The sequence below is a fragment of the uncultured Sphingobacterium sp. genome, assembly GCF_964277905.1.
Lineage (GTDB): Bacteria > Bacteroidota > Bacteroidia > Sphingobacteriales > Sphingobacteriaceae > Sphingobacterium > Sphingobacterium siyangense.
Genome location: NZ_CAXYKD010000003.1, coordinates 145,833 through 170,184, shown reverse-complemented (window position 1 = coordinate 170,184; position 24,352 = coordinate 145,833). Strand labels below are relative to the sequence as shown.

The window sequence follows — 24,352 nt, the reverse complement described above, 5'->3', positions numbered from 1 at the left end:
ATTTTTAAACCGCGATAAAGGTAGGAGAGTATTATTGATTTTGTGTTAAGTAAATATTATTTAAATATTTCCACAATCGCTGCTATATGAAACCTTAATTTGGTAGTTATATAGGTTATCGTTTAATGGTTGATGATAGGTTATTTCACTGGTTGATGGCTATTTTTTAATTTTAATTGTGCCATTGCGATAGAGGTTTAAGGCGGCCGTCAGAATACTTTCGATTGTGTCTATCGGAAGATCTTCCTGTGGATCAATAGGCAATGTTTTCATCCGAAGACGCTGACCTGCTTCCAGTTGTACCTGGTCCAAATGTTTACCTTCAACCATCAGTAGGTACGGAAATGTAGTCCGCTTGTCGGTCCAAAGGTAACAGAATGCTTTTTTTCTATAGGAAAAGCAAGGCATACCGTACTTTATGGTCTCACTCACATCCGTATCCTGTTGAAGAATAATATGTCTTAATGCTAAAAGACAGCTTTTATTTGGTTCTTTCTGGTTCAGATAGAAATGTTGGATCTCCTGCATATGAATGATGTGTTGCAAATAAAGATACAAGACTTATCCTTTTTTATATGATTTAGTTACAATTTTCTTTTGTTGTTTAGTATATTCTGACCTATTTTGTGTGATCGAATTATCGATTTGCTTATGACCATAAATTTTAGAAATATAGAGTATTTGAAGAGTGGAAATAAAGTGCAAAAAAAAGCCTATCGGTTACTGAGGGATTATCAGATTATTAACCGTCTTGAGGGCTACAGTCCGATTGTAGTTGGTACGATACCGATTCAGATAGATATTGATGGGAGCGATATAGACATTATTCTGTGTGTAGATGATTTTGATGCTCTTGAAGAAAAGCTGTCTCTTAATTTTTCGCAGCATGCACATTTTCGGTTACAGCGGGCTACCGGTCATGTAATCGTGTGCAGCTTCTCGATTGAGGAACAGCTTTTTGAAATTTATGCAACGGATAAAGCAACTGAAATTCAAAATGGATATTTACATATGCTTAAAGAGCATGAAATCATTCAATTGAGGGGGGAAGAATTCGCTGAGCAGGTCAGACAGCTCAAAAGGAGCGGGGTAAAAACTGAGCCGGCATTTTGTCAGCTATTGGGAATTGAAGGCGATGCATATACAGAACTTCTAAAGTATAATCCAGCAGATAATTCGATAAACTATGAATGATTTTAATCTAAAATAGTATGAATCCCCTAATTGAACAATTTAAAAAATATGGCTATCTCAATGAAGCACTTGAGAAAGCGGTAGAAAATAGAACTCGTTATTTTTTTAAGAAAAAGGGTGAGCATTTTTTGAGGGAAGGGCAGCATTTATCAAGCTATTTTGTTTTGCGTACAGGACTGATTCGTGCTTATTTCTTAAAAAATGGACGTGAAATGAACAGTTGGTTTGGTGAAGAAAACCAGATTTTTGGATCTATTTTGCCCGTTTATACTGAAAAGCCCTCTTTTGAAAATATTCAGTTTCTGGAAGACTCCGAGATCTATGCAATTTCTGTGGACGATTTGAATGAATTGTATAGGATTTATCCTGAACTAAATCTTATAGGCCGAAAGATTGCTGAGGAGGTTTGTATTATTCTTGAAGAACGGATTATGTCCCTGCATACCGAATCTGCAGTAGAACGATATCAATCTCTCATCCGCCTACAGCCAAATTTGTTAAATAGAATTAATCTTGGCCATATTGCATCATATTTAGGAATTACACAGGAGACGCTTAGCCGGATACGGCGATAAGTACACGATTTTGATATAAGTCAAAAAATGCCCCTTATATAGCGATTATCTTTGCTTTAGAAATTTAAACTATTGAAAATGAATTGGATTGCATTGATTATTGCTGGCGTTTTTGAAATTGGCTGGCCGCTCGGATTAAAAATGGCTCAACAGCCAGATTCCAATAAATTTGGTTGGATTCTATTAGCTATTGTCTCCATGAGCATTAGTGGCGGATTATTATTTTATGCTCAAAAAACTATTCCTATAGGTACAGCATATGCCGTATGGACAGGTTTAGGGGCAGTGGGAACATTAATGGTCGGAATCTTTTTTTTCGGAGATTCGGCCAATGTATTTAGACTCCTGTCTGCAACATTGATCGTCGCAGGAATTATTGGCTTAAAGATTTTTTAAAAATATTGGAAATGTTATTTATTTCAGTGTACGAAAAAAAATAGAATGTGCGCTCAATTTTCTTCAATTGGATTGTTAAAAATATATAAAATCTATTTTTTTTTAGTCTAAACTCATTAGAAGAAAGTAGGTTGGGATGATTTTTGCTGCGCAATTAAATTATGAGGCAAGAACTAGCTGAAAAAATAGAATTGTATAGTAAAAGGTACGGCCTATTTATGCGACCGGAGTATATTAGCTTTGCTCGGGATACAACAAGGCTGTTGCTTCGCAACGAATGTCTCCGTGAAGGTGATATAAAAGCTTATCAAGACTATATTGCCTCACATTATCCCGAAGATCTTCCCTGGGAAATGAAACAATTTCAGGAAGCGACCAAAGCATTGGAGCGCATGAGTAAGGAGACGGCTATTGCATGGGTGAATGCGCATCGAATCAATATTTTTGAATCCGACATTTTTATCGATGATGAAGATTCAATTCTGCGCCCCATTCAATCAAAAGATGAAGACATGTTTCGCTATAATTTTAACGCCTTGGAAGAACTTATCTACAATCACCAAAGACCGGACGACTTATTTCGGCGGAATAGAGATTGTTTCTGGATAGATACAAGAATTGACTGGCGGTAGTTTACTGCTAATTGAAGTGTGGTTTCCCAAGAGCTATCTCGTTCTCCGACGAATACCTCTTGGGAAACTTTTTTTATTATTTGGATTCTGCGACAAAAATTTCATTTTCTTGTCCAATGACCACCGTAGGAAACTTTTTGTTGAAGTCAATCGCAATATCTCCTTTTCCCTTTTCGCCGTCTCCGTTGGAATCCCAATCTAATGTTACGTAGTATTTTATGGGCTCAGCGTCACTGACTTTAGGCTGGATGAGCTTAAGGTGATTTTTAGGTAAATCGAGTTTGAGATCAAAAGGTATTTGGTTCGCTGTAAAACTCTTTTCCAGAATCATTGTAGCTGGTACATCTGCTATCTGGGCCGAAACTGCATACAGACTAATCTTGCCCGTTGGATTTTTAACTGCAATAGCATTTGTTGATTGAATTTTTACGGAAAGACCAGTTGTATCCGTATTCATTTTTTTCGTATTCAATGTTGTTGAACAACTGCTTGCAGCGAGTGCGACAGCAATTACTGATATTGTAAGTTTTAACATCATATTTTTTTTGTTTGTTTTGTTTTAACTGTTAATGAAACACCAAAATTGGATAATTTACAATTTGAAGGATATCCCGACATTTGCAATCCCAAGGTAACCAAATCCAAATTCGCCATAGACACCTAGTTTATTGCCATAACGAATGGCTATCGGTGTGAATTGATAGGATAGCGCACCGAAGCTTTCTCTATCTTCTTTTTGTCTATTGTTAAATTTTGCATAGCCCAAACCTCCTTTTCCATATAGTTTAAGTTTAGTTTTATTCAAATAGCTATATTGCATATTCAAAAGTCCCCCAAAAACATTCCATTTTGAATCCCCAAGATCATCTTTGTAAGAAACCGTATTTTTACCATAAAATCCGTCGATGCCTATAGACAGTCTTTTGTTTAAATTACGTGAATACCCGGCAGTAAATGTGCCAGTTCCGCTGGAATGTTCTACTTCTCTTCCGAGTAAACCCATAAATATTCCCTCACCGAGCATTGTACCGATCTCTTGGACTGGAATAAGGCCATAACCCACCCTAATTTCTGATTTTTTTTGCATGTTTTCTTGCCCATATCCTTCCAACGAAATCAAGGAGACTAGGACGATGAATATAATTTTCTTCATTAATATAGTTAAGTCAGGATTTTATGTGACTTACTTTAGGTAACGTTTTTGAAATTTAATTCGCTACAATTTATTTTGCATAGTATTTTATTTCTTATTTAATCAATATTTTGATTTTAAATTCTTTTTAGCTTACTAAAGGCTTGTGAAGTTTTTTGGGTGTATAAGGCATCTTTTTCAAATCAAGGTGCAGATCCTTTATTAAGGACTGAATGTCTAGCGATGGGAGAGCTTAACTCCTGACGTATTTCATTGGCAAAGACAGTGGACAAAAGGCGGGGATTGAAAGCGGAACAGGAAGATAATAGGAGGGTTAAAGCGGGATGATGGGGCTGAGGCTATTGCATAAAAAAGTCCTTAGCATTTGCTAAGGACTTTTTTATTATAAGGTTTTTATTTTTAGGTTTCTAAATGAAACACCTCTGGACCAATCCTGTAGTGCTAATTTCCCACTGATGTGTTTACCAAACTCTGGATAATCTTTGAAATTACTATGTTTTACCAAATCTTTCCATTTAGCGGAATTAAAATCCATTTCAGCAGTGATTTTACCATTCAAGTAGAATGTTACCTTTCCGTCTTTCTGAATAATACTGGATTCATTCCAATCATCCTGTGCTTTAATATTGACAAAGTTTTGCTGCGGTAGAAATGTATAAAGACAGCCGGAACGCTTTAGTGGCTTATCAAAATCAGGATGGGAATCTGCTAACAATTGATATTCTGGTCCTGAATGGTAGGTCGCATTGATATCCGGTCTTTCCTGTACATTGACAAAAACACCGCTATTTCCCTCTTTTTCGAGCTTCCATTCAAACTTAAACTCATAATTTTTATACTCTTTGTCCGATACTAAGTCATATTTTTGGCTTTCACTGTTTGGATTGCAGTAAATAGCTCCATTTTTAACGACCCAGGCTGTAGGAGCATTTTTACTATTATTGTAGGTATGCCAATTGTTAAGCGTGGTACCATCAAATAGAAGTTGCCAGCCGTTACTTTGCTCTTCTTCTGTCAATGTATTCGGACTGCTTTTTTCATTTTGACAGGAGAGTAAAATACAGCCCATAAAGACCGATAAGATGATTTTTTTGAAAAGGTTTAAGTTTATCATTGTTTTTATTTGTATAAGTGTCTCTTTAATAAGTTTTCCCATTTAATATGTATCCCCTAAAATAATTTTTAATATGAACTTTTGGCGATAATTTCATGTTCCTTTGCAAATTTGTTACAGAGTACTTCTGCTAATATTCATCCGGAGGTTCACCTATTCTCCTATTCATTTATGAATTTTTAAAATATTCTTTTCCGTCATTTTATAGAATAGACCGGTTCAAACCCTCTATGTTTTTTGGTCACCTTTCACGTATAAATGACAAGTTACACATTATAATGATTTGATCACATTTTCAGCATAGTCATTCTCATTTTGATAAAATAACCTTATCAAAATGATAGGATTCTCCAATGTTATTTTGTGGTTTATTTTTTTATAACACCTGATTAATAGTGTGTTATGGTGTTTTTTGGCATAGTGGAACGCTGTTTGGCTTATTGGGACAAATGAATGTAAATATGAAAACAGGACGGAAAAGAAAAGTATGTGGCAAGAGCCCTCCGAGGGGGAGGATCGGCAAAGCTGCTGGTATGTAATTGAGTTTAACAAAATGAAATCGCGATTCACTAATAAAATTTAACAATGGTAATAACAATCATACTCGTCATAACTGGAATTTTGTTCTTCTGGTTATTCTATAAAATGGTCGATTTTTTCGGCAAAATATGAAAGAAATAATATGAAAGAGAAGCAAGAAAATAAAGGCAGAAGTTCCGCGCATAATTTATCGGGAGACCGTATAGCGAAGATCATAGTAGTGGTATTGATTATTGCAATGATTTTTCAACTCTATATCGGTTAGATTTTGAAGTATAGTTTTACGCACAACATGAAAAAATTAAATCAATACGGTGCAGGTTTGTATATGGCGCTCCATTATAAGGAAATCCGATCAGAGATTAATTTCTTATTGCGGAAGCACAATTTTGCAGGAGCCCTACAGGCAGTTATTAATCACCTTCGGAGCTTAATTATATTGCAAAGTACGGACAAAATTTGCCAGCATATTCATTTCCTCGGAATGATTTATGGGCGAGGAAACCATTATGTCAAATACATTCTGGAAAATCTCTTTGTAAGATCTTTAGGAGGTCTTCGGCGCATCAGTTCGGTCAATGCATGGGCGGTAATCGAAGCTCAGCTGCCAACACCATTTTTAGAGGTCCTTAAAGGACAACAAATTCATAATCTATTAATATCAAAGTAAATGACAGCTTTATTTATTGTAGCACTACTGGTTTTTGCATATATCTGTTATGTACTTCTAAAGCCAGAAAAATTTTAATAACAAGATTACTCATTCTCTATCGTCGGCGATGAAATCCCGCTTTCAGTCAGTTCTTTTCGTGTTATATAGCGAAAAGAAGAGCTTGAGGTTAGATGACGATCGGTCATGATACACTTTTTATACAAATCAACTAAAGAAATGAATACAGAGATTCTTGGAATCATAGTGATGTTCATCGTAACATTACTACTCGGACTTCCCCTTGGGAAATATATAGCTAAGGTATATGGCAATGAAAAAACCTGGTTAGATCCATTGTTTCAACCATTGGAACAATTTTTTTATCGGGTGACAGGAATTAATACTAGCCTCCAGATGACTTGGAAACAGCACCTCGTTGCTCTTTTGACAATTAATCTACTGTGGTTACTGTTGAGCATGGCTATCCTGATGAATATGGGACATTTGCCTTTAAATCCAGATGGGAATCCTGGAATGTCTGCTGATTTGGCCTTTAATACCAGTATATCTTTTTTGGTCAACTGTAATCTCCAGCACTATTCCGGTGAATCAGGAGTGAGCTATCTAGGACAAATTTGGCTCATGTTTCTTCAATTCGTGACCGCAGGCGTGGGAATGGCTGCTGCAGTTGTTATTTTTAAAGCTTTTAGGGATAAGACAACAACACAATTGGGCAATTTTTACGATTTCTTTGTGAAGTCTTGCACCCGGATTTTACTGCCTATCTCTGTCTTGGTTGCTGCCATCTTCGTATTCCAAGGCATGCCGATGACTTTCGAAGGTAAGGACAGCATGATTACTGTCGCTGGAGATACCGTACAGGTAAGCCGAGGACCGGTAGCTGCCTTTGTCCCAATTAAACATCTTGGTACAAATGGAGGTGGTTTTTTCGGTGCGAACAGTGCGCATCCATTTGAAAATCCCAATTATTTGACCAATATGGTGGAAATGATTGCCCAGTTTATTATCCCGATGGCGATGATATTTGCATTCGGCTTTTTTATTCGCAAGCGTAAATTTTCATGGATGATGTTTGGTGTGATGACCATTGGGTTTATCATCCTGACAATACCAAATATAAAAATGGAGATGGCTGGAAATCCAGCGATCGCACAGATGGGTATTGACACGTCTATGGGCGCCATGGAGGGAAAGGAAATACGTATTGGTGCAGCGGCATCGGGGTTTTGGAGTATTGTTACAACGATGATTTCGACGGGTTCTGTCAATTCTATGCATGATAGTTACATGCCCTTATCTGGTATGAACGAACTTATAGCGATGATGGTGAATGCTTTTTATGGCGGTGTAGGCGCGGGGATACTCAATTTCTTCATTTTTATTATACTCGCCGTTTTCATTAGTGGCTTGATGGTGGGGCGCACACCAGAGTTTATGGGTAAGAAAGTTGAAGCGCGGGAAATGAAAATCGCTATGATTGTTGCTCTTGCCCATCCTTTTCTAATCCTTGTCGGTACAGCACTTGCTACAGCGTTTCCAGCCCAAGGTGCTTCTACATTGAATAACCCTGGATTTCACGGTTTTAGTGAAATATTATACGAATATACTTCATCCGCAGCTAACAATGGTAGTGGGTTTGAAGGTCTTGGAGATAATACAATTTGGTGGAACATTTCGACAGGTATCGTATTGTTACTCGGCCGCTTTATACCGATTATAGGCCCAATTGCTATTGCGGGATTATTGGCTGAGAAAAAATTTATACCTGAGGGTGAGGGAACGCTAAAAACAGATACAAGTACATTCGGTTTAATGGTATTCGCTGTGATCGTGATTATTGCAGCACTCTCTTTCTTCCCTGCGTTGGCATTGGGTCCAATTGCGGAATATTTTTCCATGTAGTACTTAAAATTAAAGAATTCTAAAAATGAGCAATCAACAAACATTGTTTCAGAAAGAACTTGTACAACAAGCTTTAAAGCAATCTTTCGTGAAGCTAAATCCTAAAATAATGTTCCGTAATCCAGTGATGTTTACCGTGGAAATCGGGACGCTGATTATGGCCGTCGTTTGTCTTTGGATAATGACTGGGGAAAAATTACAAGGTACACTTGGTTATAATTTTACGGTATTTCTTATTCTATTTTTAACCTTATTGTTTGGAAATTTTGCTGAGGCAATTGCCGAAGCCCGCGGTAAGGCGCAAGCAGATAGTCTTCGGAAAACTCGGGAGGAAACTCCAGCAACCCTGCGTGATGGTCGGGTAGTTTCGTCCGCTCAACTGAAAAAAGATGATGTTTTTGTTTGCCAGGCGGGAGATGTAATTCCATTGGATGGGGAGATTATTGAGGGATTGGCAACCATAGATGAGAGTGCAATTACCGGAGAATCAGCACCGGTGATCCGCGAGGCTGGAGGTGATAAAAGTTCAGTTACCGGTGGTACCAAGGTTTTGTCCGATCGAATTGTCGTGCAGGTAACGACAGAACCGGGTGAAAGCTTTTTGGATAAGATGATCGCATTGGTAGAAGGGGCAAGCCGCCAAAAAACACCTAATGAGATTGCATTAACAATCCTTCTGGCAGGTTTTACACTTGTATTTATTATCGTAACGGTGACCTTAAAACCATTTGCGGATTATGCCAATGTTGGTATCACCATTGCTTCGTTTATTTCACTTTTTGTCTGTCTGATTCCAACAACAATAGGAGGTCTTTTATCGGCAATTGGTATTGCGGGAATGGATCGTGCACTTCGTGCAAATGTCATAACAAAAAGTGGCAAGGCAGTTGAAACGGCAGGAGATATTGATGTCTTGTTGCTTGATAAAACTGGAACTATTACGATCGGAAATCGTAAGGCGACAAATTTTTACCCCGCAGATGGCATCCTGAAGGAAGCTCTGGTACGTGCAGCCACATTGAGCTCCATGGCGGATGAAACACCGGAAGGGAAATCAATTGTCGAATTGGCTGGTGTCAACCCATCGAGCTATAAGATCGAAAACCCTGTATTCATTAAGTTTACCGCTGAGACCCGTAGCTCAGGAATAGACTTTGCACAGACACGTATTCGTAAAGGTGCAACAGATGCTATTCGGAATATCATTGTAAAGGCTGGAAATCTGTTTCCTCAGGAAATAGATGAACGCGTAAAGCTTATCTCTCAAAATGGGGGAACCCCATTGGTCGTTGCAGAGAATGAACAGGTTCTCGGTGTCATAGAATTGCAGGATGTGATAAAACCCGGAATTCATGAACGCTTTGAAAGGTTGCGAAAAATGGGTATAAAGACTGTTATGGTGACGGGAGACAATCCGTTGACGGCCAAATATATTGCGGAAAAAGCTGGAGTGGATGATTTCATAGCCGAAGCGAAACCTGAAGACAAGATGAACTATATCAAAAAAGAACAGCTTGATGGACGATTGGTCGCCATGATGGGGGATGGTACAAACGATGCTCCGGCACTTGCACAAGCCGATGTTGGTGTAGCGATGAACAGCGGTACACAGGCTGCAAAAGAGGCCGGAAATATGGTGGATCTCGACAATGATCCAACCAAATTGATAGAGGTTGTGGAGATAGGCAAACAATTGTTGATGACCAGAGGTACGCTAACGACGTTTAGTATTGCAAACGATGTCGCCAAATATTTTGCTATCATTCCGGCCTTGTTTATTGCAGCAATACCCGCACTTCAAGGTTTAAACATTATGCAGCTCAGTAGTCCACAAAGTGCCATACTATCAGCTGTCATCTTTAACGCAATTATTATCCCATTACTGATTCCTTTGGCATTGAAAGGAGTCGCATACAAACCTATAGGTGCAAGCGCACTGTTACGGAGAAATCTGCTCGTTTTTGGACTTGGCGGAGTACTCGTTCCATTTATTGGTATCAAGGTCATAGACCTACTGGTTTCCCTATTTATCTAATACATTTTTAATAATAAAAGCAAAGATGAAAACACATATATATCCGGCAATAAAGATTACAATTGTTTTATTGCTCCTGCTCTCAGTGGTATATCCAGCCCTCGTATGGGCAATAGCTCAAATAGCACCCAATCATGGAAAAGGGGAAATGCTTGAGTACAATGGGCAAAAGTATTACAGAAATATTGGACAGGCCTTTACGCGTGATGATTACTTCTCGTCGCGTCCTTCAGCTGTTGGTTATAATGCTGCTGGATCGGGTGGAAGTAACAAAGGACCCTCTAATGGGGAATATCTTTCGGAAGTTAGGGCCCGTATCGATACTTTCTTAGTTCACAATCCTACTGTAAAACGCGAACAGGTACCGGTAGACATTGTTACAGCCAGTGGTAGTGGTTTGGATCCAGATATCTCCATCGAGGCCGCAAAAATACAAATTGATCGTGTTGCGAAAGCGAGAGGTGTATCGGTAAATAGCCTACAGTCTCTTGTTGACGCCCATGTTCAGACGCCTTTATGGAATATGTTTGGACCTCGCAAAATCAATGTCCTTGAACTAAATATTGCTTTGGACAAGATGGTTGAAAAATAAAATTGACCTAAAGGGTCATCGATATACATTTTATAAGAACAATTTACATGAAAAAACTAGCGATGTTGGCCTGTTTACTCGCAGGGGCAACACAATTATTTGCACAGCAAGATACGACTCAAAATACCCGATTGTCTATCAGTGGTTACCTTGAAGCATATTACCTTCGGGACTTTAACAATCCTCTTGGAAATACACGTCCAGGCTTTGTATATAGTCACAATAGGACGAATGAAGTAAACATAAACTTGGCACTTTTAAAAGCTGCATACGAAACAACAAATACCCGTGCAAATCTTGCTTTAGGTGTTGGTACATATATGAATGCCAACTACGGTGCGGAACCCGGAGTCTTAAAAAATATTTACGAAGCGAACGCTGGTATACGTATCTCGAAAAAACATAATTTATGGATCGATGCTGGTATATTTTCTTCCCATTTGGGCTTTGAAAGCGCTATAGGAAAGGATAATTGGACTGTAACAAGGAGTATTTTTGCGGATAATTCACCTTATTTTGAAACAGGAGCAAAAATATCCTATACATCCAAATCGGGAAAACTATTTTTAAGTGGGCTGATTTTAAACGGATGGCAGCGGATTCAACGTGTAGATGGTAGCAGTTTACCAGCATTTGGGCATCAATTGGTCTATAAACCGACAGATAAATGGACCATCAATAGTGGTTCTTTTATAGGCAGTGACAAAGCGGATAGCGTCAGACAGATGCGCTATTTTCATAACCTATATGCAATTTATCAAATGAACGAAAAGCTGGGAATCACATTCGGATTTGATATTGGAGCGGAACAAAAAGCAAAAGGTAGTTTGAAGTACAATGTATGGTACACCCCAGTGTTAATTGCACGATACGCGACGACCGAAAAATTTAGCTTAACAGCAAGAGGAGAATATTACAACGATAAGCATGGTGTGATCGTTTCTACGACTACAGATCAAGGTTTTCAAACGTTTGGCTATTCTTTAAATGCAGATTATGCCATTCTTCCCAATGTTCTTTGGCGCACGGAACTACGTAATCTCACGAATAAAGATGCTATTTTCCTTGATCGGACAAATAAGTTGGTGAAAAATAGTGTAACGGCTGTAACAGCACTTACCGTTAGTTTTTAAAAACAATCGTTCCTGCCGTGTGTTGGATCGGCAGGAACCTTCTGAAATGAAAGGCAATAAAAATGGAAGAGAGGAAAAGCGCTGAACACTTTTTGGACCTTATTCGGAAATCGAGAAGAGGTCGCTTCAAACTTTATATCGGTATGAGTGCAGGCGTAGGAAAAACATACCGTATGTTACAGGATGCACATACCCTTTTACAGGGAGGAATCGATGTGCGTATTGGCTATATTGAGACACATAATCGGAAGGAAACACATCAATTGCTCGACGGTCTACCCCTTATCGCCCGACGCCATCTTTTTTACAAAGGCAAACAGTTGGAGGAACTGGACCTTTATGCTGTCTTGAATTCACATCCCGAGGTTGTTATTATCGATGAGTTGGCACATACAAATATTGAAGGCAGTAAAAATACCAAAAGGTGGCAGGATGTTATGGAGATTCTTGAAGCGGGGATTAATGTGATCAGCGCTGTTAATATCCAGCATATTGAGAGTTTAAACGAAGAGGTCAAAGCGATTACAGGTGTTGAAGTACAAGAACGTGTTCCCGATAGTGTTATTGATTCCGCAGATGAAGTCGTTAATATTGACCTTACTGCAGAAGAGCTTATCATTCGCCTAAAAGAGGGCAAGATCTATGACGCGTCAAAAATTCAGGCAGCGCTTCAAAACTTCTTTAAAAGCGAACATATCTTACAATTGCGTGAAATGGCTTTGAAGGAAGTTGCCTCCCAGGTTCAACGCAAAGTAGAGATTGAAGTTCAACCCCAACGATGGGTGCGAAAGGAGCGTTTCCTGGCTTGTATAAGTTCTAATGAAATAAAAGCAAAAAACGTCATCCGAAAAACAGCACGTTTAGCAGGATATTATAATAGCAGTTGGTTTTTGCTCTATGTACAGTTGCCAAAAGAGCGCGGAGATCGGATAGCCTTAAACAAACAACGACACCTGATCAATAACTTTAAACTGGCGACAGAACTTGGTGGAGAAATTATCAAAGTAGAAAGTCACAGTGTGGCAAAAGAGATCATCGCTTTGTGCGAGCTCCGCAAGATCACCACAGTTTGCATTGGAAAACCACGATTATCTCTTTTAAGGATGTTACTTGCTAAGGATACATTTAGCAAACTGCTGGCACAACTGTCGACAGAAGACATCGACCTGATTATATTGTCTTAATGATAAAGACAAATTGTGAATAAGATGAAAATAAAAACGAAACTTACCTTTGGTGTAGGATCACTTTTTCTCATGATCTTTCTACTTGCCGCATTAAGTGGTTGGTATGTAAACCGGTTAAAAAAGGATACCGCAAATATACTGACAGCGAACTACAATACGCTGCTGTACGCCAAGAATATGTTATTGGCATTGGAGGAAATTCCTGTTGAAAAAGCTGCTTTTAACAATTTCCAGATTAATCTTGACAAACAACGGAAAAATGTTACCGAAGTCGGAGAGCAGCAAACAACAAACGCAATTGCCAAACATTTTTTAAAACTGCGAGATAAGCCCTTAGATGTTACTATTGTCTCGTCTATCAGAAAGGATATTGCCTTGTTAATGGAACAAAATATGACGGCAATTTCTCGGAAGAGTATTATTGCGGATCGCACCGCCGAACATGCAATTTTGGTCATTTCATTTGCCGGGGCGCTCTGTTTTATCATTGCTTTTATATTGCTGGTCAATTTGCCGTCCAATATAGCTGACCCCATTGCAAAATTGACAGCGAGTATTCGACAGATTGCAGGACAGAACTACAAAGAGCGTATTCAGGTGCAGAGCGGAGGTGAGTTTGCCGAACTCGTCGCTTCATTTAATTCCATGGCAGAGAAACTTGAAGAATACGCTGAAAGTAAACTTGAAAAAATTTTAAAGGAAAAAAGACGAATTGAGTCTCTTGTTGATCATATGCATGATCCGGTGATAGGCTTTGACGAAGAGCGACGTGTCATTTTTGTCAACGAGGAAGCACTTCGCATCACAAATCTACATAAAGATCAACTTCTCGGAAGATCTGCTTTAGCGGTTTCAGATGAAAATGATCTTGCTAAGGATATTTTTAAAGATCTTTTTCTTCCTGTAGAAAAACGTGAAAAAAATGCTGTTAAAATTTATGCAGATGATAGAGAAAGCTATTTTGAAAAAGATGTTATCGATATCAATGTTTTGCCTACGGGTGAACTTGAGCCAAAGTTTATCGGGCAGGTGGTTATCCTAAAGAATATTACGCCATTTAAGGAACTTGATCTTGCAAAAACAAACTTCATCGGTACTGTTTCGCACGAGTTCAAAACACCTATTGCGGCGATTCAGATGGGGGTTCAATTGTTGGAAAACGAGCAAATAGGTCATCTGAATACCGAGCAGCTCACGTTGTTAAATGGAATAAAAGATGATTCTAACCGCTTGCTTCAAATAACCGGTGAACTGTTAAATATGACGCAGGTTGAAAGTGGTTCTATTCAAATTAACTTACATACGACAGAAATACAGCCTATTATTGAATATGCTATCATGGCAAATCAATTTGCTGCGAATCAAAAAAATATCCACTTTGTTATCGAGGTAGGACCTAATGTGAAAGCTATATTTGCTGACAATGAGAAAACGGCCTGGGTTCTTACAAATTTTCTTTCCAATGCAATACGTTACTCCCATGAGGATTCGCTTATTCGTATAGCAGTAGAAAACAGCGAACTTAAAACAAAATTTATCGTTACCGACAGTGGGCAAGGGATCGAGCCGAAATATCTGGATAAAATATTTGCGCGTTACTTTCGTGTGCCAGGGTCCAAAAAAGGTGGAACAGGACTTGGTTTAAGTATTAGTAAGGAGTTTATAGAAGCGCAAGGTGGCGAAATTGGTGTTGAAAGTGATTATGGCGCAGGAAGTTCTTTCTATTTTTCATTGCGTACTGCGATTTCCGATAATTAATACCATATTAAACGATTCGTATCTGTTCATACAGCACATTATGACAACATAATAAGGACGGATGAGAGGAGAACAATTTTTGAGATTATAAGTGGCGCCGGCAAGCCACTTATAATCTCAAAAATGGATTAATGGTTGACTAAAGCCATAGCACCTTCACTGTATCGTGCTCCGATATTGGGGTATTTAAGAAGTATTTCATCTATTTTTTTTAAATCATCATTCGATAATTGTACATCAAGGGCACCAACATTTTCCTCTAGGTATTTTCTTTTTTTAGTTCCTGGAATAGGAATGATGTCATTTCCCTGTGCCAGTACCCAGGCTAAAGCGAGTTGTATTGGACTACAGTTTTTATCTTTTGCCACTAGGGAGAAGTTGGCGACTAAATGTGCATTGTTCAATGCATGTTCACCTTGATTTCGAGGTAAGGTTCTTCTAAAGTCGTCCGAAGCAAGATCTTCTAAATTTAAAGAATTGGAAAATAATCCACGCGCTAGAGGCGCATAAGGAATTAAACTTATCCCCAATTGCCTTACGGTGTGTAAGATTTCTTTTTCTACATCACGTGTAAGGAGCGAATATTCGCTCTGTAAAGCAGCTATAGGGTGTACGGTATTTGCTTTAATGATTGATGCGGGAGATGCTTCGCTTAAACCCAAATACCTCACTTTTCCTTCTTTAACCAATTCTGCCATAGCGCCTACGGTCTCTTCGATAGGAATATTGGGGTCTACGCGGTGCGCATAATAAAGATCTATGGTATCGATTCCAAGGCGTTTTAAACTTTTTTCTACCGCTAATTTTATCCATTCAGGCGAGCCATCGAAATAGGTGTTTGCCGTACCACTTGGACCTGCTATTTCATCTTTAAAGCGAAATCCAAATTTTGTTGCAATAAAAACTTTGTCACGGTTGGGAACAAGCACTTTTGAAATAAGTTCCTCATTGGCACCGTTGCCGTACATATCCGCGGTATCCCAAAAATTAATGCCGAGGTCCAATGCTCTTTCCAATGTTGCAATGCTCTCTTTTTCGTCCGTAGGTCCGTAAGCAAAGCTCATTCCCATACAACCTAATCCAATCGCAGAGAGTTTTTCATTTGTTGTTCCAAGATTTCTATATTTCATAATGATTACATTTTGTTCAATACAAAAGTACATATGGAACAAACGAAGCGAGTTAAGACAATCAAACAGATTGTTATACAATTCAAACAGTATTGCTTCGGACTTGGTTTGGAGACATCCCGGTTTGCTTTTTGAAGAAATTGGTAAAATAGGATGGATATTCAAATCCTAGGCTGTAGGCAATATCCGATACATTCCAATTGGTATGCAGCAACAAAGCTTTGGCTTCTTGGACCACACGGTTTGCTATATGTGTACTGGTGGTTTTACCTGTGGTTTCTTTTACCGACCTATTGAGGTGATTGATATGAACCGAAAGCGCATGCGCATAATCTGCAGGGCTTTTCAATTGCAGGCTAAGTTGAAAGGTATTGATTGGAAATTGTCTTTCTAACAGCTCAAGAAATAGTCCCGATACCCTGGTCGATGCATTGGTATATGATCCAAAACTCGCTGCGGGACTCGATTTCATCGTTTCATGAATTAGAAGATGTAGATAACTTCGCAACATATCATCTTTATGGATATAGCTCGAGTTCATTTCAACCATCATCTTTTGGAAGATTGTAGAAATTTCTGCTAATTGTGTTTCATCCGGAAAATAAATCGGATTGCTACCTATCTTGAACAGGGGAGAGTCTTTTAGACTTTCTATCCGTTCACTATGCTGTATAAATTCCTCTGTAAATACACAATACCATCCGGATTGTTCTGAGGATTCGGGTTCCCAAGCATATGGAACAACCGGATTCGCAAATAACATGGCAGGTCTATCGATTTGTATCCACTTATCTGCGTAATATAGTTTTCCACGCCCTATGATAAGGGAGGTTTTATAAAAATCGCGGCGATTGTACGGAGAGACGACAGTACAGGATTCCCTGCTGAAAACATTGAAATGCCCAATTCCCGTATTATTTAGTGGCAAATCCAGATGAGTTAAACCTGGTTGCCTTTTGTAAAAATCTGTTACACTTTCGGCTGATTTCATATTACTAAATTAAAAAAAGAGAAACAATCCTACGTCATAAACGGATCAGTTTCTCGAAAATGAATTCGAATATTTGGTTAGCCAATGGCATTTTATTTGAACTGTTTGTGATTTTGTTACTATTTTTGAGGGTATCCAATAATTGATTTTTTATCACAAGGATATCCTTTACATATTGCGACCATGATTAAAATTTATCATAATAAAAATTGTAGTAAGAGTTGTAATGCATTGGAGCTGCTACAGCATCAAGCTGTGGATATAGAAGTACAGGAGTACTTAAACGATGTTCCGACGAGAGGCCAATTGATTGAATTATTGGGTCAACTTGCTTTAAAACCTTTGGAACTTATCAGAAAAGGAGAACCGGTCTTTCAGGAAAAATTCCAAAATCTTCACTTGACAGATGAGCAATGGATCGATGTGATGCTGGCGTATCCGATCTTGATTGAGCGCCCTATCGTTGTAAAGGACGGTGTAGCAGTAATTGGTCGACCTATCGAAAAAGTTTTAGCACTCATTGGTGCTAAGTGATGATGCTGGCTTGATTGTTGTGTTTTCCGTTGTATGAAACATTTTTTGAATATAGCTGCAGCCGTGTTGGATGTACTTAAATTTTTTTTCTAATCACTAATTTTGGCTTTTTTTTGAACGGTTAAAGATATCTCCTATGATATTATTTTAATCGACATGATTTAGTGGGTTATTTTTTTAAAGAGGCTATTTATGCTTACACCGACTTTATCAGGGTCTTGCTGGTGTATCCCATGGCTGTATCCTGGTAAAAGAATCAGTTCACAATTGTTATTTTGTTTGATTAGATTTGCATAGTGTTTGATTCGAAGCTGGTCATAGGCATCAAACCAAAATCTATCATTTATTCCCAATTTACTGTTCATTTCTTTTTCATATCGCTCGATAGGTCGATTGTAGGCGATGAATACGGTAACAGGGATATTTTTTAGAAGCGGTAAATCGGCATATTCTTTAAAAAAATGTTTTTCGCTGACTGCCAGCTCTCTTTTCATTTCCAATTTTACACCCTCACCAAGGTTTTTGTCGTTTATCATATCTGAAAGCATTTTTACCCAGAGTTGTTGGTAACCTATCTGGCTATTTGATGTTTCAGTAGCAATTGCGTCTTCTGTTTCTGTTAACATAAAATCGGTAGGATCGATGAGGACTAAGCCGGCAATTTCATCCGGATATTTAGCTGTAAAGAGCCTAACAAAAGCTCCGCCCAGCGAATGCCCGACGAGTAAATAGGGCGGTTTAATTTCTAAAGCGGATAGGATTAAATGTAATTTGTCCACGACATCTTGGTCAGATTTTAAGGATGGATCAGGATCCGAATTTCCTAAGCCATTTCTGTCATAACTGAAATACGGTATATTACTCATTAATTTGGGAAAAAGGACGGAAAAATTGTTCCCGCTCATGCCGATACCACTTTCAAAAATGACGATTGGCTCGTTGGCTTTTCTTTTTTCCAACCCCTTTACCCAATAGGATGTTCGTATACCTTTAATATTAGCCGTTTCCTGCGCATACGTTTGTATGACCCCAATGGAAACGAAGAATAGCATGATTGTCCAGGTTTTCATATTTATTTTAAAGTTCAAATGAAAGGATGAATTTTCGCGTTTACCGTTTATTTATTAGTCCTGCAATATGTTCTTTAAGGTCATTGCTTGATTGCAGTCCAATGTCCGAAAATTGGTAATCATTTAGCATAAATTGGTGGAAGGTATCTTGTTCCAACAATATGGTTCTACCTTTTGAAAGGTTGTAAATTTTAGTGTTAATTACGCTAATATCATGGTTTTCTTGCGTAAATGCTATAAAATCAATACGATAATCATCCCGTATTAAAGTGCCCTGACCAAAATAGTCGGGGTGGTTTCTTGAGACATTTCCAGCGTAAATTTTATTCGTTTGAGCTAAAGTCATCATAGACTCCTGCGGGGTTAATTTAACGACAATATTGCAGAAAGAATAATATTCCTTGTCATGAGGAGATTTGGTTACGCTAAATGTATAAATGATATAATTATCTGCTCCGAGCGATAATGAATCTACGATCACTTTGGTTCCTAAAGCCTGATAGGGTTTGACGTGGAAGTTGAAATTTTGTAGCGGTAAAATGTTGGCCTGCGGCGGTACCTTAGTATTATCTTTTTCGAGAAAATAGTTTGAATCTTTTACTTGTCCAATACTATTTTGAGAAAAGCAAATCAAGAAGACGATCCATATTCCTATAATTCTATGCATTGTTTTTATTTTATTGGTTATCTGATCCTGTCTAAAATAAATACATAATCATGTATCATGATAGTGCTATTCGGTCAATATAGGGTTTACCTCGGTTAGTCAATATTATTTGTCGGTAAGCCCACATGCTTTTGGTGTATATGGCGTGGGCTTCTTTAGGACCCTATTTTAATGTGTTGTAGTTAACGATAAGATATTCTTTATTTGTACAATATGCCTGGTATTGTGATGAATAATAAAGCGAAATATATCTCCTAAACGGAGCTGTATCCAGTTGCTGAAAGATAGCCTAATGCGAATTTTAGTTAAATCTTTTGACCTTGCCTTATCGAGTAGATGAAGTAGTCTATTTTGCTTTTCTAAAAAAACTGGAATCGGTTCGGCGCTCTGCATAAGATTTCTGGGATCCATTTTTCGAAAAGTTTTGATCTTTTTTTCCTTATCATTTGGTAAAATAGAATTAGCAAAATAGTTTCCTAAAAAACCGCTTTTGAAATCAACATTGTGGCCAAGATTGCTTTCGGATATTTTTTTTGTGATTTCAGGTAAATAGAAACTTCCGTACAGATTCAGGTGCTGTATGCATTCGAGGATATTCCAGGACCCTTCATGAGGTCTTTTACGTAATGTCTCCTGAGAAAGGGCTTCTAGGGAATTGACAAATGACATATGTTCTTGTACTTGCTTTTCCAGTTGATCAAGTAGTTCTAATGATTTATATTTCATCTTTTTTTTGATAAAATACTCGAAAATAAATTGGAAAAAAATTGATTTAACTCAAGATTTACTGATTCTTGATAAAGTTTCGGGACTCATTCTAAGATAATTGGCGATATGCTTATTAGGAATTAGTTGAAATAATCTAGGATTTCGTTTAATGAGTCTTTCATACCTGTTTTTTGGGGAGTCCAGCAATAGATCTCGTTCTCTTTCAAGCTGCTGTAACACCAACTGTTCCAAGATAGTTATATATAAATTTGTGTTTTCTGAAGTGGAATAGATAAAATTCATAAAATCTTCCTTCTCGGCGATTAGCATATCTGTTTTCTTTATTGCCTGAATTGCATAATCCGAGTAGCTACCATGAATAAAAGAATCCATAGCTACAATGAGATCTCCATCATATCCAAAGCGAATAATCTGTTCATGATCTTCCTGAAAAATAGAGATTTTGATGCTGCCTTTTTTTATGAAATAAATCTTTGAATCAATCGAACCATTCATTTTAATGTATTCGTTCCTCCTAAAAGAAATTTCTTTTTTAAAGATTCGAGGTGATATGAGATCTAACAGCTTATGCATACACGTTGGATTTAATTGAATCATTAAAGGTCTTCGAAATTAGCGATTGTATTGCTGTTTTCAAATATTGATTATTGAGCTACAAATATCGCCAAGTTTTGACCTAATATGGGTTCCAGATTTACCGGTTGAATAATTATGTGCAGATTTACGGTATTAAATGAAAACATGGAATATGTTTTCACGATTTTACAGATTTAAATACTTCATTAAATAATTTTAGTTTGAAAAGAGTCCTTGTTATCCTGTTCATTTTGCTGGTTTCATTTTTAATAGCGGCGTTTTTTATCAAAGTCAATAAGAGGGAAACCTTGCTCTATAAGATACAGCAGTGGGTTACCTACGATACAGCAGATTGGGAAAATTATGAAAACAATAAACAGCTACTTGCCGCTGGGGCTACCGAAGTAACGACGACTGAAGTGGCAGCTGTAGAAGATGATCTATACCCGATTGATACAAATCGCATATCGCCAGAATTTAGGGCCTTAGAAATCGAAAAAATTAGAAAGACAGATTTTGGACGATTAGTAATAGCGAAGTTACCACCGGATCATGAGGATGCACAAATCGCATTAATTCATCTCACGGATCGTAAATTGACCGATGTGATAATCAATCAGAAGATTAATATTAAAGTTGGAACTTGTTTTGAAAACCCAAAAACAGCAGGTAATTATCGTTGCGTGAGTTGTATGATTTTACTTTACAATCGAGAGAAGAAAAGTTGGGTGGAGGCTCCAAACGGTGAAAATTTCTTGAAAAATGCCTATGATTTTTACCAGGCGTCTGAAGGAGATATTTGGCAAGCACGCGACTTGTCCATGAGAATCCCCTATGATTATGCGCTTGTAGCAAAATATAGTAAGTAAGATTTCTTTTAAGTAGTTAATATCAATACCGTTATGTTTAAATTTTTAAGAGAATTATTGAATGCGGCAAAGGAAGGTGTGCATGAAGCCAAAGATGAACTGACTTTGAAAGCCGAAGAGAAAAAAAGGGAGGATAGTTTAGCAATTGATAACAATATACTTCTGGATATTCCTTATGAAGAACAGTTTGGTAATGCATTAGGAGCCGCATTTAGAGTCATTGTTTTTGGGGACTGGTTTACGGTATTCGGAAGTACAGGAGATGATGGAAATTATCCGATTCACTTATATCAATTTGGAAATTATCCCAAAATTGATCAATATAGAAGTGATTTTATCAAATTATTAAAAAGAGATTTTGGTATAACAGATACAGACAGCTGTCTTGAAATGTTGAGCTCATATTTTACCTTACTTGGAATAGAAAAGACAGGGACCGCATTGGAAGAAAAAAACGGCAAAATCGATACAGCCGTTTGGGATATCTCCAAAGTAGGGGTGAATGCCTTTGTTGTTGCTGTAGCAAGTCATATTACGACATCCGCAACGGACGTTGGATATCTATCAAAACCTGTGGCATTAGATGTTCTCAAAAAGTTGTCAGTATATGCGAAAAAGCATTTTAGTGATTGGTTGCTATTTTCCGACCATTTTATGGAAGGAGAAGATCAAGTTGGGTTAAACAGTAAAATTGGGAAATCTTACTTGAAAAGGTATATTGGGTATCTTAAAGAAAAGAAAGGAAGTCCCTGGAATAATGTCGCATGGTGGAATGGTAATCATTCCGTCTGAGTGTTGTCTCATGTGGCCTTCACATCCACTACATTTTACGGCTTTGGATTTGCGCTATCAATTGGAACAACAAATCGCTCAGAAAGAAATCCGCTCCCATAGCTATCTCGAAAGATTAGATGCTATCGAGAAAGATGAAGGGGGAATTCCTACGTTCTATGTAATTTGTGTCAGTTAATTTCCTTTTTTATTGGAATAAATGAATTTTAAAGGCATTGTTTTGGTTATCAGTTGTGTGTTGATCGTTGTCGTGTTGACACAAGTCTATAAGAAAAATGTAACTAAAAATTATATATACGGTGTTAAAAAAAGCTATGAGATGAATGATCATTTTGAAACAGATAAATTAAGAAAACTGTCGTCACGACCCTTTCTATTTGGTATAGAAGATAATCTGTTAAGTGACGAAGATTATTTTTTTGATGAAAATTATTTCTACGCTGTCGGTCGAAGAGGCGGGGCAGGTAGATCCTTTAGGTTAGTGGATATCATTGAACTTCGTAGGACATCGACTCAAATTAATAATCACTATATCTGGCAAGTTGTCGTTCAATTGGATAGTAAGGGACAGTCCATTTTCAGTTTTACGCATAACTATTCCCTCTGGAATAGAAATTTCTATGTTTTTTATCAAAAAATACGGGAACTAAATCCACATGCAATTAAATCAAAATGGAGTTTGTGGACGATGTAACTTATGAATTAGGAAATTAGGTGTGCCTTCGCTTATCCCCATCAGATGATTATTCACCGATGATTTTCTTTGTTTCACCGAAATAGATTAAGAGAAGTCCCTATTGCCATCTATATTTAAGACGTTTGAACAATTCGTGTTCGAGATCTAATTAGATTACTTTGGTTCGACATTTAATTTTTATGATTGAGATTTTATAAAGACTTTCAGATGATGAGTACGTTAATTAATGCTGGTTCTCTTGTGTTTGTGTTTTGTTTCGTAATTGCAATTGGGAGGTCTCAGTCTCAGATTCCACAAGCGAAGATGCGTTTGGCTAATATGTCATCCTATTCATTATTAATGGAAAGTGCGGGGAAAAATTTGAAGGACAAGCGCTACCAAGCTGCTCTGAACGATTTTAAAGCTGCTTTTATACAGAAAGATTCGATAGGAAAATATGATTACGCCAACGCGATGGTGGCAGCGGCGAATGTAGACAGTGTGGACTTGGCAATAGCGTGGTTTGAGGAAGGAATTAAGCTGGGACTTGGAATAACTGATGATGAGTACCGGTATTTTTCATCGGCCGAGGAATTTCAAAATTTAAAAAAACAAATTGCCTATCAAAATCAATTGGATCGGCTATCAACACAGGTAGCGCAGTTGAAAAAGCGACAAGCTGAGGCTAAACGTGAGTGGTTAAAAAAGATTCAACATAATAGTTCAAGGGGGGCAGGTGAGGTGGTCAAATCAGGCTTTGTTTTATATTGGAATCAAATGGGCGATAGTCTTGTACCATATTTGGTCTATCTACCTGCGGAGCTTAAAGATAAAAACAACGTAAGAGCTATCGTCTACTTACATGGTGGTGTCTCAAGTGTCACTGAGTTCCAGTTCGAGGACCCAAGTGTAGCGGATGAGCCGATTTTTAAATTGGCAGATCATTTGGGATTTGTTGTAATTTATCCATTTGGAAAAAAATCGTACGGTTGGGTACGACAACGTTCTGCCTTTCAACAGGTGTTAGCAATTACTGAAGAAGTCAAACTAAACTATTTACTGAATAGCAACGAAATTTACCTTGGTGGAATGTCTAATGGTGGTACAGCCGTTTATTGGTTTGCCGCTCAAAGTAATACACCATTTAGTGCCTTCTTCACATTATCTGCCGATTGTGAACTCGTTATTGAGCCGATCGATTGGGAACGGCTACACTGCGATAGACCAATATATTCTTTTCACACGGCTGACGATACCATCTATCCAATAGCGAAGATCAGTGCTGTCTACGCTAGCCGAAAATCACCGGCTTGGCATCTTCGGACACTGAAGGCTGGTGGCCATGGGTTCATTTATGACCCCGTGAAAGGCCATGAATTATTCATGCAGTGTATTACTGAAATGCTGGAGGAAGTTCATAAAACGAGATAACCG

At 37.9% G+C, this 24,352-nt stretch carries 29 protein-coding genes; 19 read left to right on the top strand and 10 right to left on the bottom strand.

Annotation, left to right across the window (positions count from 1 at the left end):
• Positions 1–159: 159 nt before the first annotated feature.
• Positions 160–528 (bottom strand): DUF1801 domain-containing protein, encoded by a 369-nt coding sequence (locus tag ACHWSC_RS02745; RefSeq protein ID WP_394675722.1) that lies wholly within the window; start codon positions 526–528, stop codon positions 160–162.
• Positions 529–651: 123 nt separating this feature from the next.
• Between ACHWSC_RS02745 and ACHWSC_RS02740 the strand changes: the two genes are divergently transcribed.
• From ACHWSC_RS02740 to ACHWSC_RS02725, 4 genes are all read left to right on the top strand, one after another.
• Complete coding sequence (locus ACHWSC_RS02740) at positions 652–1,194, top strand: DUF4269 domain-containing protein (RefSeq protein WP_394675721.1); 543 nt, start codon at positions 652–654, stop codon at positions 1,192–1,194.
• 17 nt (positions 1,195–1,211) lie between these two features.
• Complete coding sequence (locus ACHWSC_RS02735; RefSeq protein WP_088162085.1) at positions 1,212–1,769, top strand: Crp/Fnr family transcriptional regulator; 558 nt, start codon at positions 1,212–1,214, stop codon at positions 1,767–1,769.
• Positions 1,770–1,847: 78 nt separating this feature from the next.
• Entirely contained in the window at positions 1,848–2,165 is a 318-nt protein-coding gene (locus ACHWSC_RS02730) for a multidrug efflux SMR transporter (RefSeq protein WP_075993233.1), read from the top strand.
• 161 nt (positions 2,166–2,326) lie between these two features.
• Entirely contained in the window at positions 2,327–2,797 is a 471-nt protein-coding gene (locus ACHWSC_RS02725) for a hypothetical protein (protein WP_075993232.1), read from the top strand.
• 76 nt (positions 2,798–2,873) lie between these two features.
• Here ACHWSC_RS02725 and ACHWSC_RS02720 read toward each other — a convergent pair whose 3' ends face one another.
• The 3 genes from ACHWSC_RS02720 to ACHWSC_RS02710 all read right to left on the bottom strand — a co-directional run bounded on the left by ACHWSC_RS02720 (position 2,874) and on the right by ACHWSC_RS02710 (position 5,064).
• Complete coding sequence (locus ACHWSC_RS02720; protein WP_394675720.1) at positions 2,874–3,335, bottom strand: hypothetical protein; 462 nt, start codon at positions 3,333–3,335, stop codon at positions 2,874–2,876.
• A 54-nt stretch (positions 3,336–3,389) separates the two neighbouring features.
• Positions 3,390–3,950, bottom strand: coding sequence for a hypothetical protein (locus tag ACHWSC_RS02715; RefSeq protein WP_088162082.1), 561 nt, complete (start codon positions 3,948–3,950; stop codon positions 3,390–3,392).
• Positions 3,951–4,332: 382 nt separating this feature from the next.
• Positions 4,333–5,064 (bottom strand): DUF1080 domain-containing protein, encoded by a 732-nt coding sequence (locus ACHWSC_RS02710; RefSeq protein ID WP_394675719.1) that lies wholly within the window; start codon positions 5,062–5,064, stop codon positions 4,333–4,335.
• 682 nt (positions 5,065–5,746) lie between these two features.
• Here ACHWSC_RS02710 and ACHWSC_RS02705 point away from each other — a divergent pair.
• From ACHWSC_RS02705 to ACHWSC_RS02665, 9 genes are all read left to right on the top strand, one after another.
• On the top strand, positions 5,747–5,869 hold the full coding sequence (locus tag ACHWSC_RS02705) for a hypothetical protein (protein ID WP_257786997.1): 123 nt from the start codon (positions 5,747–5,749) through the stop codon (positions 5,867–5,869).
• Positions 5,870–5,896: 27 nt separating this feature from the next.
• On the top strand, positions 5,897–6,274 hold the full coding sequence (locus ACHWSC_RS02700; RefSeq protein WP_394675718.1) for a hypothetical protein: 378 nt from the start codon (positions 5,897–5,899) through the stop codon (positions 6,272–6,274).
• Positions 6,275–6,352, top strand: a complete 78-nt coding sequence (locus tag ACHWSC_RS02695; protein ID WP_075994865.1) for a potassium-transporting ATPase subunit F — start codon at positions 6,275–6,277, stop codon at positions 6,350–6,352.
• A gap of 141 nt (positions 6,353–6,493) precedes the next feature.
• Positions 6,494–8,179, top strand: a complete 1,686-nt coding sequence (gene kdpA / locus ACHWSC_RS02690) for a potassium-transporting ATPase subunit KdpA (RefSeq protein WP_394675717.1) — start codon at positions 6,494–6,496, stop codon at positions 8,177–8,179.
• A gap of 25 nt (positions 8,180–8,204) precedes the next feature.
• Positions 8,205–10,214 (top strand): potassium-transporting ATPase subunit KdpB, encoded by a 2,010-nt coding sequence (gene kdpB, locus ACHWSC_RS02685; RefSeq protein WP_394675716.1) that lies wholly within the window; start codon positions 8,205–8,207, stop codon positions 10,212–10,214.
• A 25-nt stretch (positions 10,215–10,239) separates the two neighbouring features.
• On the top strand, positions 10,240–10,806 hold the full coding sequence (locus ACHWSC_RS02680; RefSeq protein ID WP_201667878.1) for a K(+)-transporting ATPase subunit C: 567 nt from the start codon (positions 10,240–10,242) through the stop codon (positions 10,804–10,806).
• Positions 10,807–10,853: 47 nt separating this feature from the next.
• The gene (locus tag ACHWSC_RS02675; protein ID WP_394675715.1) at positions 10,854–11,939 is read left to right on the top strand and encodes a porin; all 1,086 of its coding nucleotides are present in this window, start codon (positions 10,854–10,856) and stop codon (positions 11,937–11,939) included.
• A 62-nt stretch (positions 11,940–12,001) separates the two neighbouring features.
• Positions 12,002–13,123: a histidine kinase gene (locus tag ACHWSC_RS02670; protein ID WP_075993224.1), complete on the top strand. Its 1,122-nt coding sequence runs from the start codon at positions 12,002–12,004 to the stop codon at positions 13,121–13,123.
• Positions 13,124–13,147: 24 nt separating this feature from the next.
• Positions 13,148–14,884 (top strand): ATP-binding protein, encoded by a 1,737-nt coding sequence (locus ACHWSC_RS02665; protein ID WP_075993223.1) that lies wholly within the window; start codon positions 13,148–13,150, stop codon positions 14,882–14,884.
• A gap of 128 nt (positions 14,885–15,012) precedes the next feature.
• Here ACHWSC_RS02665 and ACHWSC_RS02660 read toward each other — a convergent pair whose 3' ends face one another.
• On the bottom strand, positions 15,013–16,014 hold the full coding sequence (locus ACHWSC_RS02660; protein WP_394675714.1) for an aldo/keto reductase: 1,002 nt from the start codon (positions 16,012–16,014) through the stop codon (positions 15,013–15,015).
• Between the two features lie 82 nt (positions 16,015–16,096).
• The gene (locus ACHWSC_RS02655) at positions 16,097–17,005 is read right to left on the bottom strand and encodes a helix-turn-helix domain-containing protein (protein ID WP_394675713.1); all 909 of its coding nucleotides are present in this window, start codon (positions 17,003–17,005) and stop codon (positions 16,097–16,099) included.
• A gap of 183 nt (positions 17,006–17,188) precedes the next feature.
• Between ACHWSC_RS02655 and arsC the strand changes: the two genes are divergently transcribed.
• On the top strand, positions 17,189–17,539 hold the full coding sequence (gene arsC / locus ACHWSC_RS02650; protein WP_394675712.1) for an arsenate reductase (glutaredoxin): 351 nt from the start codon (positions 17,189–17,191) through the stop codon (positions 17,537–17,539).
• A 161-nt stretch (positions 17,540–17,700) separates the two neighbouring features.
• On the opposite strand, the gene ACHWSC_RS02645 is transcribed toward arsC, so the two are convergent.
• The 4 genes from ACHWSC_RS02645 to ACHWSC_RS02630 all read right to left on the bottom strand — a co-directional run bounded on the left by ACHWSC_RS02645 (position 17,701) and on the right by ACHWSC_RS02630 (position 20,578).
• A complete protein-coding gene (locus ACHWSC_RS02645; protein WP_201667884.1) occupies positions 17,701–18,609 on the bottom strand; it encodes an alpha/beta fold hydrolase in 909 nt (302 codons plus the stop codon).
• Positions 18,610–18,649: 40 nt separating this feature from the next.
• Positions 18,650–19,276, bottom strand: a complete 627-nt coding sequence (locus ACHWSC_RS02640) for a hypothetical protein (protein WP_394675711.1) — start codon at positions 19,274–19,276, stop codon at positions 18,650–18,652.
• Between the two features lie 168 nt (positions 19,277–19,444).
• Positions 19,445–20,002 carry a DinB family protein gene (locus ACHWSC_RS02635; RefSeq protein ID WP_394675710.1) on the bottom strand — a complete coding sequence of 186 codons (558 nt, stop codon included), beginning with the start codon at positions 20,000–20,002 and terminating at the stop codon, positions 19,445–19,447.
• A 51-nt stretch (positions 20,003–20,053) separates the two neighbouring features.
• Entirely contained in the window at positions 20,054–20,578 is a 525-nt protein-coding gene (locus ACHWSC_RS02630) for a Crp/Fnr family transcriptional regulator (protein ID WP_088162071.1), read from the bottom strand.
• A gap of 224 nt (positions 20,579–20,802) precedes the next feature.
• Between ACHWSC_RS02630 and ACHWSC_RS02625 the strand changes: the two genes are divergently transcribed.
• The 5 genes from ACHWSC_RS02625 (at position 20,803) to ACHWSC_RS02605 (ending at position 24,349) form a co-directional block, all read left to right on the top strand.
• Entirely contained in the window at positions 20,803–21,450 is a 648-nt protein-coding gene (locus tag ACHWSC_RS02625; RefSeq protein ID WP_088162070.1) for a hypothetical protein, read from the top strand.
• A 33-nt stretch (positions 21,451–21,483) separates the two neighbouring features.
• Positions 21,484–22,242: a DUF1266 domain-containing protein gene (locus ACHWSC_RS02620; protein ID WP_088162069.1), complete on the top strand. Its 759-nt coding sequence runs from the start codon at positions 21,484–21,486 to the stop codon at positions 22,240–22,242.
• Between the two features lie 10 nt (positions 22,243–22,252).
• Positions 22,253–22,420: a hypothetical protein gene (locus ACHWSC_RS02615; RefSeq protein ID WP_394675709.1), complete on the top strand. Its 168-nt coding sequence runs from the start codon at positions 22,253–22,255 to the stop codon at positions 22,418–22,420.
• A 21-nt stretch (positions 22,421–22,441) separates the two neighbouring features.
• Positions 22,442–22,936, top strand: coding sequence for a hypothetical protein (locus ACHWSC_RS02610; protein ID WP_088162068.1), 495 nt, complete (start codon positions 22,442–22,444; stop codon positions 22,934–22,936).
• A 210-nt stretch (positions 22,937–23,146) separates the two neighbouring features.
• Entirely contained in the window at positions 23,147–24,349 is a 1,203-nt protein-coding gene (locus ACHWSC_RS02605; protein ID WP_394675708.1) for a hypothetical protein, read from the top strand.
• Positions 24,350–24,352: the final 3 nt, after the last annotated feature.

Bases quoted from the DNA above. Each gene is read 5' to 3' on its own strand.
- ACHWSC_RS02745 (WP_394675722.1), bottom strand. From the start codon at position 528: ATGCAGGAGATCCAACATTTCTATCTGAACCAGAAAGAACCAAATAAA.
- ACHWSC_RS02740 (WP_394675721.1), top strand. From the start codon at position 652: ATGACCATAAATTTTAGAAATATAGAGTATTTGAAGAGTGGAAATAAA.
- ACHWSC_RS02735 (WP_088162085.1), top strand. From the start codon at position 1,212: ATGAATCCCCTAATTGAACAATTTAAAAAATATGGCTATCTCAATGAA.
- ACHWSC_RS02730 (WP_075993233.1), top strand. From the start codon at position 1,848: ATGAATTGGATTGCATTGATTATTGCTGGCGTTTTTGAAATTGGCTGG.
- ACHWSC_RS02725 (WP_075993232.1), top strand. From the start codon at position 2,327: ATGAGGCAAGAACTAGCTGAAAAAATAGAATTGTATAGTAAAAGGTAC.
- ACHWSC_RS02720 (WP_394675720.1), bottom strand. From the start codon at position 3,335: ATGATGTTAAAACTTACAATATCAGTAATTGCTGTCGCACTCGCTGCA.
- ACHWSC_RS02715 (WP_088162082.1), bottom strand. From the start codon at position 3,950: ATGAAGAAAATTATATTCATCGTCCTAGTCTCCTTGATTTCGTTGGAA.
- ACHWSC_RS02710 (WP_394675719.1), bottom strand. From the start codon at position 5,064: ATGATAAACTTAAACCTTTTCAAAAAAATCATCTTATCGGTCTTTATG.
- ACHWSC_RS02705 (WP_257786997.1), top strand. From the start codon at position 5,747: ATGAAAGAGAAGCAAGAAAATAAAGGCAGAAGTTCCGCGCATAATTTA.
- ACHWSC_RS02700 (WP_394675718.1), top strand. From the start codon at position 5,897: ATGAAAAAATTAAATCAATACGGTGCAGGTTTGTATATGGCGCTCCAT.
- ACHWSC_RS02695 (WP_075994865.1), top strand. From the start codon at position 6,275: ATGACAGCTTTATTTATTGTAGCACTACTGGTTTTTGCATATATCTGT.
- kdpA (WP_394675717.1), top strand. From the start codon at position 6,494: ATGAATACAGAGATTCTTGGAATCATAGTGATGTTCATCGTAACATTA.
- kdpB (WP_394675716.1), top strand. From the start codon at position 8,205: ATGAGCAATCAACAAACATTGTTTCAGAAAGAACTTGTACAACAAGCT.
- ACHWSC_RS02680 (WP_201667878.1), top strand. From the start codon at position 10,240: ATGAAAACACATATATATCCGGCAATAAAGATTACAATTGTTTTATTG.
- ACHWSC_RS02675 (WP_394675715.1), top strand. From the start codon at position 10,854: ATGAAAAAACTAGCGATGTTGGCCTGTTTACTCGCAGGGGCAACACAA.
- ACHWSC_RS02670 (WP_075993224.1), top strand. From the start codon at position 12,002: ATGGAAGAGAGGAAAAGCGCTGAACACTTTTTGGACCTTATTCGGAAA.
- ACHWSC_RS02665 (WP_075993223.1), top strand. From the start codon at position 13,148: ATGAAAATAAAAACGAAACTTACCTTTGGTGTAGGATCACTTTTTCTC.
- ACHWSC_RS02660 (WP_394675714.1), bottom strand. From the start codon at position 16,014: ATGAAATATAGAAATCTTGGAACAACAAATGAAAAACTCTCTGCGATT.
- ACHWSC_RS02655 (WP_394675713.1), bottom strand. From the start codon at position 17,005: ATGAAATCAGCCGAAAGTGTAACAGATTTTTACAAAAGGCAACCAGGT.
- arsC (WP_394675712.1), top strand. From the start codon at position 17,189: ATGATTAAAATTTATCATAATAAAAATTGTAGTAAGAGTTGTAATGCA.
- ACHWSC_RS02645 (WP_201667884.1), bottom strand. From the start codon at position 18,609: ATGAAAACCTGGACAATCATGCTATTCTTCGTTTCCATTGGGGTCATA.
- ACHWSC_RS02640 (WP_394675711.1), bottom strand. From the start codon at position 19,276: ATGCATAGAATTATAGGAATATGGATCGTCTTCTTGATTTGCTTTTCT.
- ACHWSC_RS02635 (WP_394675710.1), bottom strand. From the start codon at position 20,002: ATGAAATATAAATCATTAGAACTACTTGATCAACTGGAAAAGCAAGTA.
- ACHWSC_RS02630 (WP_088162071.1), bottom strand. From the start codon at position 20,578: ATGCATAAGCTGTTAGATCTCATATCACCTCGAATCTTTAAAAAAGAA.
- ACHWSC_RS02620 (WP_088162069.1), top strand. From the start codon at position 21,484: ATGTTTAAATTTTTAAGAGAATTATTGAATGCGGCAAAGGAAGGTGTG.
- ACHWSC_RS02615 (WP_394675709.1), top strand. From the start codon at position 22,253: ATGTGGCCTTCACATCCACTACATTTTACGGCTTTGGATTTGCGCTAT.
- ACHWSC_RS02610 (WP_088162068.1), top strand. From the start codon at position 22,442: ATGAATTTTAAAGGCATTGTTTTGGTTATCAGTTGTGTGTTGATCGTT.
- ACHWSC_RS02605 (WP_394675708.1), top strand. From the start codon at position 23,147: ATGATGAGTACGTTAATTAATGCTGGTTCTCTTGTGTTTGTGTTTTGT.